Genomic DNA, 16,151 nt, shown 5'->3' on the forward strand with positions numbered 1-16,151 from the left:
GCTACTTCGCCAGGCGCTTGGTGCGGGCCTGCTGATCGTCGACCGCCGCCTTCAACCGGGCCTGCAACGCGGCCTGGTCGACCTGGGCATCCAGCACGAACACGCGCACGCCATGCGAAGGCACCTCGGCCTTCAGTGATCCGTTGACCGTCTGGTTGGCACCGCCCAGCGCGTCGCGCCAGATCCCGGCCTGCAGATAGCGGCGCACCTCAAGGGTGCGGGCGGTGTCGCCCTTGTTGAGCAGCACCAGCGCGGTCTGGGCGGTATCGCCGTGCTGCAGCACGCGGAAGAACACCGCTTCATCGCCCTGCAGACGTTCATTGACCTGCAGCCCGCGCTGCAGGGCGGGTGTGGCCTCACGCAGTTTGGCGATGCGTTGCAGCGGCGCGTAGATCGGGCTGTTCGGCGCGTCGTTGACGCGCGCCTGGCCGAAGTAGGCGCGGTTGCCGGCATGCTCGGCGCGGCTGCGCATGAAGCCGGTTTCCGAGCCGTAATAGATCACCGGAATGCCGCGTGCGGTGAACAGCCAGTTGTTGGCGTCGATGAACCCGGCATCGGTTGCGTCCAAGCGCGCCATGTCGTGGTTGTCGTAGAAGCTCATCAGCTCGTACGGATTCGCATACGGCCCGTCGAGCAGGTGCAGCGGTTCGGCCAGGGTCTCAAAGCCCTTCTGTTCTTTGCCGAACACGGACGACAGTGCGCCGCGCAGCGGGAAGTCCAGCACGCTGACATTCGCGTTGGCCGGCCAGGTGTGCTCGGCGATCTTGCTGGCGTCGTAGTCGAACGCTTCGCCGAACATGAACATGCCGGGATGCTCGGCACGGATGCGGTTGACGAAGGCATGCCACCACGGGTGCGGCAGCCAGCCGATGGTGTCGATGCGCAGCGCATCCACGCCCTGCGCCGTCCATTGCAGGTAGGCGCCCACCAGGTAGTCCATCACCGCCGGATTGTGCTCGTTGAAGTCGGACAGCTCGGCCAGGTTGCCGTCGAAGATCGAGCCGTGCTTGCCGTCGACGGGGCCGATGTTGTTGTAGAACGCATGCAGCGGGTTATGGACCGGGTCCAGCTGCTGCGGCGGCAGGTTCTGGTGATCGGCGATCAATCGGCCGTCCTTGTCGAATATCTGGCCGAACTGCGGCTGCGCCACCGGCATCGTCCACGCGGGCGAGCCATGGTTGCCGACGATATCCAGCACCACCTTGAGGTCAGCGGCATGCAGGCCGCGGGTGAACGCGGCGAAGTCCAGGTCCCTGCTCGGCAGATGCTCGTCGAGCGTGTAGAAGTTGACGCCCCAGTAGCCGTGGTAGCCGGTCTTGCCGCGGTCGGTCAGCGTGCTGGTACAGCTGATCGGCTTGCTGCCGGTGAAGGCCTGGTCCGGGTTGTCGATGATCGGGGTGATCCACACCGCGCCGAAGCCGAGGTTGCGGATGTACGCGGCATTGTCGAGCACGCCCTTGAAGTCACCGCCGAGGTAGCCGATGTTGCCATCCACCTTGTCCGGGCAGGGCACCGGGATGTCGAAGGTGGGATGCGCGCCGCCCTGGTCGCGGTGATCGTTGGACGGATCGCCGTTGACGAAGCGGTCGGTGACCACGAAGTAGACCGCCTGGCTGGCGAACGGCTCACGCGTGCCGACATAGTCCGGGCGTTCGATGGCCAGGGCGGGACTGGCGGACAGCGCGAATGACAGGGCCAGCGACAACGACGAATACCGGGACATCAGACAGCCTCCTGTTGAGATGGCACATACAGCACGCATAGACCGGCCAGCAGCAGGCTGCCGCCACCGAGCGCAAGCACATGCATCGGATCGCCGCCCAGCCAGGTGCGCAGCAGGAACCCGAGCGCACTGGCCGCGACCAGCTGCGGAATCACGATGAAGAAATTGAACAGGCCCATGTAGATGCCCATCTTGGCCGCCGGCACGCTGTCGGACAGCAGCGCATACGGCAGCGACAGGATCGAGGCCCAGGCGAAGCCGACGCCGACCATGGACAGCAGCAGCCAGTGCGGATCACGGATGAACAGCATCGAGATCAGCCCCAGACCGCCCAGCCACAGGTTGACCAGGTGGCTCCAGCGCAGGCCCAGTGCGCGCACCATCACCGGGATCACCAGCGCGGCCAGTGCCGCGAAGCCGTTGTAGGCACCGAACAGCACGCCGACCCAGTTGGCCCCCTCGTTGTAGGCGGCCGACGCAGTATCGATGGAGCCGAAGTGGGTCCCCGCGACCGCGGCGGTGGTGTAGATCCACATCGCGAACAGCGCGAACCACGAGAAGAACTGCACCCAGGCCAGACGACGCATGGTGCGCGGCATCGCACGCAGGTCGTCGACGATGGTGGCCAGCATGTTCGCCCCCGGTACACAGCGCGCCACACCCAGCAGCACGCCATAGGCGATGCACAGGCCAGCCAGCACGTACAGCATGCGGTCACCCTGCCGCGCCGCGATGGCGGCGGCCAACACGATGCCCACCGCCACCCAGCCGCCGATCTGCGCCCACGGGGGCGGTCCGGCCACGCGCGCACTCTGGTGCACTGCGGACGGCTCGGCATCATCGAAGCTGGCCAGCTCAGCCGGCGAGTATTCCCGGGTGCTGACCACGGTCCAGGTGATCGCCGCGAGCAGCACCGCGGCCCCGAAGTAGAACGCGTAGCGCACGGTATCGGGCACCTGCCCCGCTGCCGCCGTGTTGGCCACGCCGAAGTGGGCCAGGATGAAAGGCAGGAAGCTGGCGACGATCGCACCGATGCCGATGAAGAAGCTCTGCATGGCAAAGCCGGTCGGCCGTTGCCGTGGAGCCAGCTGATCGCCGACGAACGCGCGGAACGGCTCCATCGACACGTTGATCGAGGCATCCAGTACCCACAGCGTGCCAGCGGCGATCCACAGCGTCGGCGAATTCGGCATCACCAGCAGAGCCAACGTGGTCAGTACCGCACCGATCATGAAGAACGGGCGGCGGCGGCCCCAGCGCGTCCAGGTGCGGTCGGACAGGTAGCCGATCACCGGCTGCACCAGCAGACCGGTCAATGGCGCGGCGATCCACAGCCCAGGCACCGCATCCATCGGCGCGCCGAGCGTCTCGAAGATGCGGCTGGCATTGGCGTTCTGCAGGGCAAAGCCGAACTGGATGCCGAGGAAGCCGAAGCACATGTTCCAGATCTGCCAGAACGACAGCGTTGGTTTGGGCGAACGGCTCATCGGCGCGGCTCCGTCGAGGCCGCGACCGGCATCAGGGTCAGCGCGGACACGCGGGCCTGATTGAGCATGCCCTCACTGCCTCCCTTGCCGCCGTTGTACTGCGCGAAGTGGGTCAACGCGCTCATGTTGAAGCCCTCATCCAGCGCGATGCGGCAAGCGCGTGCCGGCAGCTCGAATTCAACCGCCGTGGAGTCCTGTTCGCCCACGCTGTGCGGCATCACGATGGGACGGCGCTGCTCCGGTTGGCCCTCGCACTGCAGCACCAGCGTCCTCACCGCTGCAGTCACGCCGGTGTTGATCGGGCCGTTCGGGTTGTCGTAGCGCAGGCGTGCACGCCAGCGGCCGGCGGTCGGTGCGGTCCACTGCCAGTGCGTGTCGCCGGCCAGCACCTGCTGCGGGCCGATGCAGGTCATCGGGCTGTGCAGCGATTCCAGCGTGCCCTCCCGGCGGGTCAGGCTCAGGCAGTGACTGGCACCGTCCCTGGCAATCGTGGCGACACCCCGTGTGGGCGTCAGCGTCTGGCCGTCGCGCCACAGCACGTGCCCCACGGGCACCGTGATCTGCCAGCCTGCCGTCGTTTCACGCGGCACCGGGGCGGCGGGGGTGGCCGGGGCGAACACCGCCGAGGGACGCAGGATGGCCGGTGATGGCGTCGCGCCCGTGGCATGCAACGGCACCAGCTGCACCGTGGTGGTGCTGCCATCGCGCTGGATGTCACCCGCCACCAGCAGCTCGCCGGCAAGCTGCTTCGGTCGCACCAGTACGTAACGCTGCTCGCCATCGTCCAGGCGGATGCGGTCTTGCTCACCGAACAGTGTCGGCACCAGCGATACCGGCAGCTTCGGCGCGATGCGGCCATCGTCTTCCACGCCGAACACCCCGTCCAGCACCATCGAGAGGTATCCGGCCACCGACCACAGCTGCCGCGGCGAATTGACCACCGGGCCGCTGAGGGCGCCTTCATCGACATGCACGGCCAGCGTGCGCATCTCGTAGTTTTCCATGTTGGAGCCGGCCAGCGCGGTGCCGCGCATCAGCGATTCGATCTCCATGGCAATGCGCGGGGCATCATCCAACCGGCGGGCTGCCCGCAGCGAGTACGCGCTGACGAAGGGCCAGATGCCGCGGTTGTGGTAGATCGGCTGCTGCGCTTCCTGCGGCCAGACGACCGGGCTGCCACCGGCCTCGGCCGGGTAATTCGCCAGCGCGCGCCGCGCGCGATCGGCCGGGAACACATCGGCCAGCACGCCCAGCGAGAGCGCGAGCAGGTCGTACTTGGCGTACGGCACCGGGTGCGCCGCCTCGCCGATGTAGCTCATGTACTGACCAGCCTCCTCGCGCCAGAAGCGTGTGTCGATCTGGCGGGCCAGCGCATCGGCCCATTGGCCGTACGTGGTGGCGCGCGCATCGCCGCGCTGGCCAGCCAGCTGCTCGGCCAGTCGCAGCGCTTCGTAATGCAGCACGTTGGTGGACAGCGCGAAGGACTCGCCGATGAAGCGCACATCCTCGCGGGTCCAGTCCGGGTAGGTCTGCTCACGCCAATCCAGGAACGAGGTCTCGCCGCGATACAGGCCGATCCGCGCATCGAACACCGCCTCGCGATCCTGCGCCAGGGTGGCCTGCAGTGCCTCCCAGACCTGGTCGGCAAAGGCCGCGTCATCCAGCAGCCCGCGTGCGGCCAGGAACCACACCACGCGGTCGCTGCTGATCGGCCAGCTGCCGCCGGAGCCGGTGTCTTGGGCGACGAACAAGCCTGGCGTATGCCCATCGCGCGCGGTGGACAGCTTGAACTGCAGCGACTGGCGGGTGCGTACCGGATCCAGACGCGACAGCGCCAGATCGGCGGCGAAGCTCACATCGCGGGTCCACACGTAGGGCCAGCGTTCGCCCGTCTGGAAGCACGCACAGGGAACCGGCTTGCCGTGATTGAAGGCCGGGTCGCGGATCGCCTCCACGCGGTCGGCATCCATTTCCTGCTGGGCCAGCCCGAACAGCGCATCGAACAGCACACTGCCGGTCTCGCTGCGCATCCGCTGCGCGCTGACACGCACCTCGCCCTGCGGCGCATGCAGACGGTAGCCACCTTCAGCGGCGGTCTCGGCGCGCGCATGGCGGCCGTCGAAGTCCAGGTCGGCCGCACGTGCGGTGGACCCCATCGCCGCCCCAAGGGCAACGGTCAGGCAGATCATCTTCAGCATCGAAGTGGCGAACCGGCTCGCGCCTGTTGCCTCCCTCCCCTTTGCTCGCGTTGTAGGTCCGCACTGCCTCGCGGCAATGCGCTCGCGGCCCCCTCCCAGGGTGCCTTGGGCCCATGGTAGACGGCACGCCGCAGCCTGCATCGAGCTGCATACGTATTCATGGCCAGGGCGGTCGGCAACCGTGACCGCGTCGCTATAGTCCGGGGGTGTTTTCGGCCGCCTTGGGAGGGGAAATGCCGTCACTGCCGCATCCAACAGACGGGCCTTTCGCACGTCGTGGCCTGCCCCTGCTGGGCTGGATCCTCTGCGCATTCAGCGCCACTGCCATCGCCGATCCCGTCACCGTGGCCGACGTCGAGTCGCCCGGCAAGGTACTGCGCGTATCGCTGCAACTGGACGGCGGCCACCCCAGCTATCGGGTTGAACGTTTCGGCGAGGCCGTGGTGGACAGCTCCAAGCTCGGCTTCCAGCTGCGCGATGGCCGCCTGGACCGGGATCTCGCCGTGCTTGGCCAGCAGTCGCGCAGCGTCGATGAAACCTGGGAACAGCCTTGGGGCGAGCGCCGGCTGACCCGCAATCACTTCAACGAAGTGGTCGTGCAGCTGGCCGAACGCGGTGGCGCCAAGCGTCGCATCGATGTGGTGTTCCGGGTCTATGACGACGGCCTCGGCTTCCGGTACCACTTCCCTGAGCAGCCGGGCATGCGCGAGGCGATCATCGACGATGAGCTGACCGAGTTCGCGATCGCACCGACCTCCACCGCCTGGTGGATTCCGGCCGGTGAGCCGATTCACTACGAGTATCTCTACCAGCGCACGCCGCTGGATCAGGTGCCACTGGCACATACACCGATGACGCTGCGCAGCCGCGATGGCCTGCATGTCGCCATCCACGAAGCCGCGCTGGTGGACTACGCCGGCATGTGGCTGCGCCGCACCGACGGCCAACGCCTGCGCGCGCAGCTGTCGCCCTCGGCCGAGGGCTGGAAAGTGCGGCGGAACCTGCCCTTCGACACCCCGTGGCGCACGCTGCAGATCAGCGATACCGCCGGCGGGCTGGTCGAATCCAGCCTGATCCTCAACCTCAACGAGCCCAACGTGCTGGGCGACGTCAGCTGGGTGAAGCCTTCCAAGTACCTGGGCGTGTGGTGGTCGATGCATCTGGATGAGGAGAGCTGGGCGACCGGCCCACGGCACGCTGCGACCACGGCCAAGACCAAGCGCGTGATCGACTTCGCCGCCCGGCATGGTTTCCGCGGCGTGCTGGTGGAGGGCTGGAATCCGGGCTGGAACGGTGACTGGGTCGGCAATGGCTACGCCTTCGATTTCACCCGGCCCACCGCGGACTTCGATATCGAGGCACTGTCGGCTTACGGCGCGAGGAAGGGCGTACACCTGATCGGCCACCATGAAACCGGCTGCGCGATCAAACACTACGAAGATCAGCTCGGCGCGGCGCTGGATCTGTATGCGCGGCTGGGCGTGGATTCGTTCAAGAGCGGCTACGTCTGCGATGACGGCCAGGTCGACCGCCGCAACCCGGCCGGTGGGCCGCTGTGGCGCGAGTGGCACGACGGCCAGTTCATGGCCCGCCATCACCTCAAGGTGGTGCAGGAAGCAGCCAAGCGGCATATCGCGGTGAATCCGCACGAGCCGATCAAGGACACCGGCCTGCGCCGCACCTACCCGAACTGGATCACCCGCGAAGGCGCGCGCGGCATGGAGTACAACGCCTGGGGCCAACCGCCGAACCCGCCCGAGCACGAGGTCAACCTGGTGTTCACCCGGATGCTGTCCGGGCCGATGGATTACACGCCCGGCATCCTGAGCCTGAAGGGCCGCGGCGGTCAGGCCATCCCCAGCACGCTGGCCCGCCAGCTCGCGCTGTACGTGACGCTCTACAGCCCGATCCAGATGGCGGCCGACCTGCCCGAGCACTACAAGCAGCACCGCGAAGCCTTCCGCTTCATCGAAGACGTCGCGGTGGACTGGGACGATACCCGCGTGCTCAACGGCGAGGTGGGCGACTACGTGACCATCGTGCGCAAAGACCGCCACAGCCGCGACTGGTTCCTGGGCAGCATCACCGACGAACACGGCCGCGTGTTGCCGGTCTCGCTGGGCTTCCTTGAGCCGGGTCTGCGTTACCGCGCTGAGATTTACCGCGATGGCGACGGCGCCGATTTCCGCAGCAATCCCTTCGCCTTCGTGCGCGAGACCCGCGAGGTCACCAGCGTCGATGCGCTGACGCTGGTGCTTGCGCCCGGTGGCGGCCAGGCGATCCGTTTCACGCCGCTGTAGACCTGATCAGAGGTGGTCTCGACGTCGCCCCATGACGTGTAGTGCCGGCCGCTGGCCGGCTCCTGCATCTGCATGGCATCCCGAGGATGCCGGCCAGCGGCCGGCACTACCCTCCACGGTTGCATGGCAGACCGTGGCGCGGCGGCGCGACTGCGATAACGCACCTGTAATCGCTTCCAATGCTGCAAACGTCATTGAATACGTATGCAGGGTGATTCCCGCGGCCGATGCGCTGCCTACCATAGCCACGCAGTCAACGGCCACCGCGCCATGACGCTCCCGGGTCTTCCGGGCAACCAAAAAATCGATTGGCAACATTGCCTGGGAGGGGAAAATGTTGAACCGCAAGCGCAGCGCGCTGAGTCTCGCGCTGGCCGTCGCCCTGACGCCGTTGATGACGTCGGCGCAGACCGCCGAACCCAGTACCACCACCGCACCGACCGGTACCGCGGCGACCAATCTGGACACGGTCCAGGTCACCGGCATCCGCCGCGGCATCGAGAACGCGATCGCGATCAAGCAGGACGCCACGTCGGTGGTCGAAGCGATCTCGGCCGAGGACATTGGCAAGCTGCCGGACGTGAGCATCGCCGAATCGCTGGGCCGCCTGCCCGGTCTGGCCGCCCAGCGCGTGGCCGGGCGTGCCCAGGTGATCAGCGTGCGCGGTCTGTCGCCGGACTTCGCCACCACCCTGCTCAACGGGCGCGAAGTGGTCAGCACCGGTGACAACCGCAGCGTCGAGTTCGATCAGTACCCCTCGGAACTGGTCAACGGCGTGACCGTCTACAAGACGCCGGATGCGGCGCTGGTCGGCCAGGGCCTGTCGGGCACCATCGACATGCAGACGGTGCGCCCGCTGAGCTTCGCCGAGCGCGTGATCGCCATCAGCGGCCGCTACCAGAAGAGCTCGCTGGGCAAGGCCGCCAACGTCGACCCGTACGGCAACCGCTTCAGCGCCAGCTACATCGACCAGTTCCTCGACAACACCTTGGGCATCTCGATCGGCTACGCGCACAGCGACATGCCCATCCAGGAAAACCAGGTGGGTCTGTACGAACCGTGGACCACCGAGCAGACCGACCAGGGCAATCGCCCCGGTCTGGCCCCGGGCACCGTGTTTTCCGACGGCATCAAGGCACTGCGCCGCACCGGCAACAACGAGCGTGACGGCGTGATGGCCACCGTGCAGTTCCGCCCGTCGAACGTGTGGACCAGCACCCTGGATGCGTTCCACACCGAAGCCGAGCAGATCGACACCGCCAACCAGTTCGAGGTCAACCTCAGCAACTACAACGGCGGCTATACCCCGGGCCTGCTGATCACCAACCCGCAGATCAACGCCGATGGCACGTTCGCCGGCGGCGTAGCGACCGGCGTGTACCCGCTGGTGCGCGGCATGTACAACAAGCGCAAGGACAAGATCGACGCGTTCGGCTGGAACAACGAGTTCAACTTCGAGCGGGTCAAGGTTGTCGCCGATGTGAACTACTCCAAGGCAACGCGCAACGAACTGAATCTGGAAAACAACCTGCAGCTCACCCCGATGCCGCAGCTGGATTCGGTCGGTGTGGTGGTCAAGCCGGACGGGTTCTCGCAGATCAGCCCGGGGCTGGACTATTCCAACCCGGACGCACTGTTCCTGACCAACACCATCTACGGCTCCGGCTACGGCAAGGTGCCGATGGTCGAAGACCGCCTGAAGGGTGCCCGCCTGCAGGCCACCTTCGCGATGCCCGATTCGCTGCCGTGGTTCTCCGATGTGGACGTGGGCGTGAACTACGCCGACCGCCGCAAGGACAAGACCCAGGCCGAAGGCAACATCCTGCTCGGCGACCAGGGCGATGCCAACATCGCCGGTGACCTGCAGTACGCACCGGTCAATCTGGGCTTCGCCGGTATCGGCTACATCCCGGCCTGGAACGTCCCGGCCGCCGTGGACCGCTACATGGTCTTCAACCCGGTCACCAACCTGGACTACCTGATTCCCAAGGCCTGGACGGTGCAGGAAAAGACCAGCACCGCCTGGATCCGCACCAACATCAACACCAATCTGGGCGAGGTGGGCCTGCGCGGCAACATCGGCGTACAGATGGTGCGCACCGACCAGAGCTCGCAGTCCAACTACTTCGACCGCTCGCGTCCGGACGGCCAGAACATCCTGCCGATCGATGACGGCAAGACCTACACCGATTGGCTGCCGAGCTTGAACCTGGCCTTCATGTTCCCGCACCAGCAGACGCTGCGTTTCGCCGTGGCCAAGCAGGTGGCACGCCCGCGCGTGGACCAGATGCGCGCCGGCCTGGAGTTCGGCGTGGACACCGCCACCGGCAAGCCCGGCGGCAGCGGCGGCAATCCGCTGCTGGATCCGTGGCGTGCGAACGCGATCGATCTGTCCTACGAGAAGTACTTCGGCGAAAAGGCCTACGTGGCCGCTGCGGTGTTCTTCAAGGATCTGAAGTCCTACGTCTACACGCAGTCGCGCGATGACTACGACTTCAGCGACCTGCTGGCCAGCTACGTACCGCCGCCGGGCATGATCGTCCCGGTCCTGCCGACCGGTACCTTCTCGGCCCCGCAGAACGGCCAGGGTGGCAAGCTCAAGGGCCTGGAGCTGACCGCGTCGTTCCCGCTGGAGATGCTGACGGAGAGCCTGCGTGGCTTCGGCGTGCAGGCCAGTGCGACGTTCAATGACAGTGACATCAAGATCCTGGATCCTGAAAGCGCGTCCAGCGTGGGTAGCGATCCGATCAGCCTGCCGGGCCTGTCCGAGCGCGTGTACAACTTCACGGCGTACTACGAGCGCAGTGGGTTCGAGGCCCGCGTGAGCCAGCGCCGTCGTTCGGATTTCATCGGTGAGATCGGCAATTTCAACGGCAACCGGACGCTGCGTTATGTGGTCGGTGAGAACGTGACGGATGCGCAGGTCAGTTATACGTTCGCCGACAGCAGCAGTCTGCATGGGCTGACGCTGTTGCTGCAGGGAAGCAATCTGACCAACGAGCCGTATCGCACCTACGCTGGCACGACGGATCGTCCGCTGGAGTACGTGGAGTGGGGCCGGACCTATATGCTGGGTGTGAACTACAAGTTCTGATGTTGCTCTTGTCAGCGACTTAGTGGCGACATCGAAGATCCGAAGAGCCCGCTGCTATTTGCAGCGGGTTTTTTGTTGGCTTTTCTCTGACTCTGAAGAGCGTCAGCGCCGGATGTCCGTGGCCTGGTCGGGGGTGTGTGGGTTCGCGGGACGCGCCGTAAACCCATCCTTGGGGGCTCGTGAGCCGCATCCATGCGGCACAACGGTCCCGCCAACCCACACACCCCCGCCCTTCGACAGTTGGTTGGTGGCTATGGCAGTGCAAAGCAAAGCAAAGCAAAGCCTGATCGAACGAGATATCTGCGGCTCGGACCAGCTCGAGCAGTTCGCCCGCCTCGACACTGTTGAGCGTGCTGACTGCGACGAACGCCACGATAGGCTTGACCCTCCGGACCGCACCGATTGCACCAAGCATCTCGACCGCGCCACCCACTCCGACCATTGCGCAGGCTTCAAGTGCTTCAAGTGCTTCAAGTGCTTCCACGCCTGAGACCAGCGCGACAGCTCGAGCCGTTCGGTTTACGGTCGACATCAGCCTCGCGGGTGCCATGACGTGCCTGCCCGTCATCGCTTTTCCCTTGCGCACCGGCACATTGTCAAAGGGTGGGCAGGGGTGGGTTGGCGGGACGGTATGCCGCCATGGATGGCGGCATACGAGCTTACACGGACGTACTTGCAGCGGGTCCCGCTGACCCACCCCTGCCCGCCCAAACCAGCACGATCGCAGCCCTGAGCGCTGTGGCTGTGGCTGTGGCTGTCGCTGTACCCCAACACACGAACGCAAGACAAAAAAAGGGCGAGGCACTCGGCCCCGCCCTCTCAATACCACCGGAAATCGAATCAGCCGCGTCGCGCGCAATACATCGACTGCGCCGGCAACACCAGCTCGCCATCCACCACCTCGCCCACATCCGGACCCGGCACATGCATCGCCTGCCACGCCCCCACCGGCAGCGACACCCGAGCGCGCTCAGCCGACAGATTGAACGCCAACAGCAACGTCTCCTCCCCGTGCACCCGCTCGAACATCAACACCGGCTCGGCGGACTCGAGAAAACGAATATCTCCCACCAACAACGTCGGCATCGTCCGCCGCCACGCCAGGAACTGACGGAACGCGTTCAACACCGACTGCGGATCATGTTCCTGCGTCGCCACCGATGCCGCCTGATGCTCCGCCGGAATCGGCAACCACGGCTCACCGGTCGTGAACCCCGCCTTCGGCGCATCGAGCCACGGCATCGGCGTGCGGCAGCCATCGCGGCCCTTGAAGTTCGGCCAGAAGGTGATGCCATACGGATCCTGCAGCGCCTCGAACGGCACATCCGCTTCGCCCAGCCCCAGCTCCTCGCCCTGGTACAGGCAGATCGAACCGCGCAGCGAGCACAGCATCGCCACCAGCATCCGCGCCAGTCGCGGTTGGGCCGGATGACCGCCCCAGCGCGTCACCGCGCGCTCCACGTCGTGGTTGGAGATCGCCCAGCATGGCCAGCCTTCGGTCATCGTCGCTTCCAGCCGCGCTACGGTGTCGCGGATGTAACCGGCGCTGAAATCCTTCACCAGCAGCTCGAAGCTGTAGCCCATGTGCAGGCGGCCCGGCGCGGTGTACTCGGCCGTGGTCGCCAGCGAGTCTTCCGCGGAAATCTCGCCCAGGCTGACGGCGCCCGGGTACTCATCCAGCAACGCGCGCAGCCGCTCGATGAAGCCGATGTTCTCCGGCTGCGTGTTGTTGTAGTAGTGGTACTGGTAAGCGTACGGGTTGTCCGCGCTAAAGCCACGGCCCAGGCGCTTCTCCAGCGGCTTGGCCGGATTGTCGCGCAGCTGGGCGTCGTGGAAACAGAAATTGATGGAGTCCAGGCGGAAGCCATCCACTCCACGGTCCAGCCAGAACCGCACGTAATCCAACGTGGCCTGCTGCACCGCCGGGTTGTGGAAGTTCAGGTCGGGCTGGTCGGCCAGGAAGTTGTGCAGGAAATACTGCTCGCGCCGCGGCTCCCACTGCCAGGCCACGCCCCCGAAGATCGACATCCAGTTGTTGGGCGGGGTGCCGTCCTCGCGCGGATCGGCCCACACGTACCAGTCCGCCTTGGGATTGGTGCGGTCCTGCCGGCTCTCCTGGAACCAGGCATGGTCGATCGAGGTATGGCTGAACACCTGGTCGATCATCACCTTCAGGCCCAGCGCATGCGCCTTGGCCAGCAGCTGGTCGAAATCGGCGAGCGTGCCGAACAACGGGTCGACGTCGCGATGGTCGGCGATGTCATAGCCGAAGTCGGCCATCGGCGATTTGAAGAACGGCGACACCCAGATCGCGTCGACGCCGAGCGCGGCGACATAGTCCAGGCGCTCGATGATGCCGGGCAGGTCGCCCACGCCATCGCCGTTGGCGTCCAGGAAACTGCGCGGGTAGATCTGATAGATGACGGCACCGCGCCACCATGGAGACTGCGACATTGGGGCCCCCCTTCGGGCTTCCACGGCACCCGCGAGGGGGCCAGAAACGAACCCGACAAGCTTAGCGGGGCACCTCCAGCGGTGGGGTCGCATGCATACGTATTCACGCCGGATCGCGGTGCGCGGGGCGTTCCGGGCCTCCGGTCAGGCGGCCCTTCGCCCATCATGTGGCGATGGGCCGGCGGCCAAGGTCGGCCCGTTCCGGCGCCCTGCCCCGCGCCTGACCGGGCCACCGGCGCGTCTTCGCGGGCGGAATACGACGGCACCGCCTATAATTCCGCCCAAGCCTGAAAGTCAGACCGCATGACCATCACCGAAGACACCCGCCCCGCGCTGGGCCTGCCCCAGATCCAGACGCTCGCCGCGCCCGACATGGACGCCGTCGATGCGCTGATTCGTCGCCGACTGTCCTCGGATGTCGTGCTGATCAACCAGATCGCCGACCACATCATCTCGGCCGGTGGCAAGCGCCTGCGCCCGATGCTGGTCATGCTGGCCGGCCACGCGGTCGGCCAGGCCGGCCCGGAACACCACCAGTTGGCCGCGATCATCGAGTTCATCCATACCTCGACCCTGCTGCACGACGATGTGGTGGACGAATCCAGCCTGCGCCGCGGCCGCAGCACCGCCAATGCACTGTGGGGCAACGCCCCAAGCGTACTGGTGGGCGATTTCCTGTACTCGCGCAGCTTCCAGCTGATGGTCGAACTGGACCGCATGCCGGTCATGCGGATCCTGGCCGACACCACCAACCGGATCGCCGAGGGTGAGGTGCTGCAGTTGCTGCACGTCCACAACCCGGATACGGACGAGGCCGCTTACCTGCGCGTTATCGAGCGCAAGACCGCGGTGCTGTTCGCCGCCGGCACCCGTCTGGGCGCGCTGGCCAGCGGCGTCGATGAAGCCACCCAGCAAGCGTTGTACGACTACGGCATGAACCTGGGCTACGCCTTCCAGATCGCCGACGACGTGCTGGACTACTCGGCCAACGCCGAGGAGCTGGGCAAGAACCTGGGCGACGACCTTGCCGAGGGCAAGGCTACCCTGCCGCTGATCCACGCGATGGCGCATTCCGATGCCACCACCCGCGAGCGCCTGCGCGAGATCGTGCAGAACGGCGACGCCGAGGCGATGCCCGAAGTGCTGGCCGCCATCCACGCCACCGGCGGGCTGGAGTACAGCCGCGCCCGTGCCGAGGAATATGCCGATGCCGCCGAGCGTGCGCTCGACGGCCTGGCCGACAACGATGCCGTGGCCGCCCTGCGCGGGCTGGCCCGTTACGCGGTGCAGCGCTCGCATTGATCGGAGGCGTGCCGACCAACGGTCGGCACCTACCGGCGTGTCGTCTCGAACCGCTCCTCGAAGAATTCAACCAGCGCCTTCCACGCACGCTTGGCGGCGCGTTCGTTGTACTGGCACCCCGGCGGACTGTTCGCATCCGACTCGGCAAAGCAGTGCACCGCGCCGCTGTAATTGGTGAACTCCCAGTCGACCTTGGCGGCGTTCATTTCCTGCTCGAAACCGGCAATGTCGTCCTTGCTCACGCTTTTGTCGTCGGCGCCATTGAGCACCAGCACGGAGGGATGGGTTCCACCGGCCTTGGCCGGCAGCGGCGAGCCCAGCCCACCGTGCAGGCTGACCACACCGGCCAGCGGTGCGCCAGCACGGGCCATCTCCAGCACCGTGGTGCCGCCGAAGCAGAACCCGACCGCGCCGATCCGGCTGGCATCCAGCGGCGCCTTGCCAGCCTGCGCCTTGAGCACCTCGATCGCCTTGAGCGCACGCGCCCGCAGCACGGGACGGTCATTGCGCAGCTTGGTCGCCACCGGACCCGCCTCGGCATCGGTCTTCGGGCGCACGCCCTTGCCGTATACATCGGCCACCAGCACCACATAGTCGTCGCCGGCCAGCTGCTTGGCCTTGGCGATGGCCGAGTCGTTGACCCCCTTCCAGTTGGGCACCATCACCAGGCCCGGGCGTTTGTCGTTGTCACTGTCGTCATAGACCAGCACCCCGCTGAAGGTGGTGCCGTCCTGGGTCCACTCCACCGGCTTGGCCTGCATCGCCGCCAGCGCGGGCAGCGCCGTCATGCCCAACAGCACCGCCGCACCCCACCGCCATTGCTTGTTCATGCGTCTGCTCCCGACAGAAAGAGTCCCGAGTGTATGACGGCCGGTTGACGGGACCGTGTAGAAGCGTCGGCGCGACGTGCAGCCCCGTGAATCAACTACCTCGGATTAACTACCTCCGTCCCTGTTATGGCAGGCTGGCCGGCCCCTGTGCATGGAACCCCTCATGAGCCTTGTCGATCGCTTTCTTTCCGGCCTGGTGCCCCGCCTGCCCGACGACGATGCGCGGATGTGGGCTTGGGTGGAAGGAGCCAGCACGGGCGATCTGGCGCGCCTGCGCGAGCACTGGCCGCAGGTGCCCGAGAGCCTGGTGGCGCTGCTGGCGCGGGTGGATGGCACGCATTTCCGCACCTACCCGGGTGGCGAGGCGGTGGTGCTGATGCTGGGCTCGGATGTCGAGGAGGGGCATTACCCCTACTACCTGCGTTCGGTGGAGCAGGTGTTCGAGGACAGCGCGCAGTGGGATGACAGCATCCGCTCGATCTACGAGGACTGGCTGGAGGAAGACCCCGAGATTCTCGGCGACGGCATCGATGCGGACCTGCCGATGGGCAAGCGCCTGTGCTTCTCGCACTGCATGAACAATGGCGGCACCTCGATGCTCTACCTGGATTTCGATCCCGCACCCGGCGGCACGGTCGGCCAGGTGGTGCGCTATCTGCACGACCCGGACAGCTATGCCGTGATTGCACCGGGTTTCGATGCGTACCTGCAGCAGCTCATCGACGGGGATTACGCGTTCATCGATGAAGAAGAAGCCTGATAC

General features: G+C 66.2%; 10 protein-coding genes. 5 read left to right on the forward strand and 5 right to left on the reverse strand.

Going from position 1 to position 16,151, the window contains the following annotated elements:
• Position 1 precedes the first annotated feature (1 nt).
• From K4043_RS11740 to K4043_RS11750, 3 genes are read right to left on the reverse strand one after another with little or no spacing between them, the layout of a single operon-like run.
• Entirely contained in the window at positions 2 to 1,723 is a 1,722-nt protein-coding gene (locus tag K4043_RS11740) for an alpha-amylase family glycosyl hydrolase (RefSeq protein WP_265309449.1), read from the reverse strand.
• Positions 1,723 to 3,210 (reverse strand): MFS transporter, encoded by a 1,488-nt coding sequence (locus tag K4043_RS11745; RefSeq protein ID WP_265309450.1) that lies wholly within the window; start codon positions 3,208 to 3,210, stop codon positions 1,723 to 1,725. Before K4043_RS11745 ends, K4043_RS11740 begins: the two co-directional genes overlap by 1 nt.
• Complete coding sequence (locus K4043_RS11750; RefSeq protein WP_265309451.1) at positions 3,207 to 5,408, reverse strand: Six-hairpin glycosidase-like protein; 2,202 nt, start codon at positions 5,406 to 5,408, stop codon at positions 3,207 to 3,209. Before K4043_RS11750 ends, K4043_RS11745 begins: the two co-directional genes overlap by 4 nt.
• 233 nt (positions 5,409 to 5,641) lie before the next feature.
• Between K4043_RS11750 and K4043_RS11755 the strand changes: the two genes are divergently transcribed.
• The 3 genes from K4043_RS11755 (at position 5,642) to K4043_RS11765 (ending at position 11,292) form a co-directional block, all read left to right on the forward strand.
• Positions 5,642 to 7,708, forward strand: a complete 2,067-nt coding sequence (locus K4043_RS11755) for a glycoside hydrolase family 97 protein (protein ID WP_265309452.1) — start codon at positions 5,642 to 5,644, stop codon at positions 7,706 to 7,708.
• 334 nt (positions 7,709 to 8,042) lie between these two features.
• Positions 8,043 to 10,802, forward strand: a complete 2,760-nt coding sequence (locus tag K4043_RS11760) for a TonB-dependent receptor (protein ID WP_265309453.1) — start codon at positions 8,043 to 8,045, stop codon at positions 10,800 to 10,802.
• Positions 10,803 to 11,055: 253 nt separating this feature from the next.
• Complete coding sequence (locus K4043_RS11765; protein ID WP_265309454.1) at positions 11,056 to 11,292, forward strand: hypothetical protein; 237 nt, start codon at positions 11,056 to 11,058, stop codon at positions 11,290 to 11,292.
• Between the two features lie 350 nt (positions 11,293 to 11,642).
• On the opposite strand, the gene K4043_RS11770 is transcribed toward K4043_RS11765, so the two are convergent.
• Complete coding sequence (locus K4043_RS11770; RefSeq protein WP_265309455.1) at positions 11,643 to 13,256, reverse strand: alpha-glucosidase family protein; 1,614 nt, start codon at positions 13,254 to 13,256, stop codon at positions 11,643 to 11,645.
• Between the two features lie 303 nt (positions 13,257 to 13,559).
• On the opposite strand from K4043_RS11770, the gene K4043_RS11775 reads away from it, so the two are divergent.
• On the forward strand, positions 13,560 to 14,558 hold the full coding sequence (locus K4043_RS11775) for a polyprenyl synthetase family protein (protein ID WP_123728607.1): 999 nt from the start codon (positions 13,560 to 13,562) through the stop codon (positions 14,556 to 14,558).
• Positions 14,559 to 14,587: 29 nt separating this feature from the next.
• Here the strand turns inward: K4043_RS11775 and K4043_RS11780 are convergent, their stop codons facing one another.
• Positions 14,588 to 15,388: a dienelactone hydrolase family protein gene (locus tag K4043_RS11780; RefSeq protein ID WP_265309456.1), complete on the reverse strand. Its 801-nt coding sequence runs from the start codon at positions 15,386 to 15,388 to the stop codon at positions 14,588 to 14,590.
• Between the two features lie 163 nt (positions 15,389 to 15,551).
• Here K4043_RS11780 and K4043_RS11785 point away from each other — a divergent pair, with 163 nt between their 5' ends.
• Positions 15,552 to 16,148 (forward strand): SMI1/KNR4 family protein, encoded by a 597-nt coding sequence (locus K4043_RS11785; RefSeq protein ID WP_265309457.1) that lies wholly within the window; start codon positions 15,552 to 15,554, stop codon positions 16,146 to 16,148.
• The last annotated feature ends 3 nt before the right edge of the window (positions 16,149 to 16,151 follow it).

This window comes from Stenotrophomonas sp. SRS1 (assembly GCF_026130205.1).
Taxonomy (GTDB): Bacteria; Pseudomonadota; Gammaproteobacteria; order Xanthomonadales; family Xanthomonadaceae; genus Stenotrophomonas; species Stenotrophomonas rhizophila_B.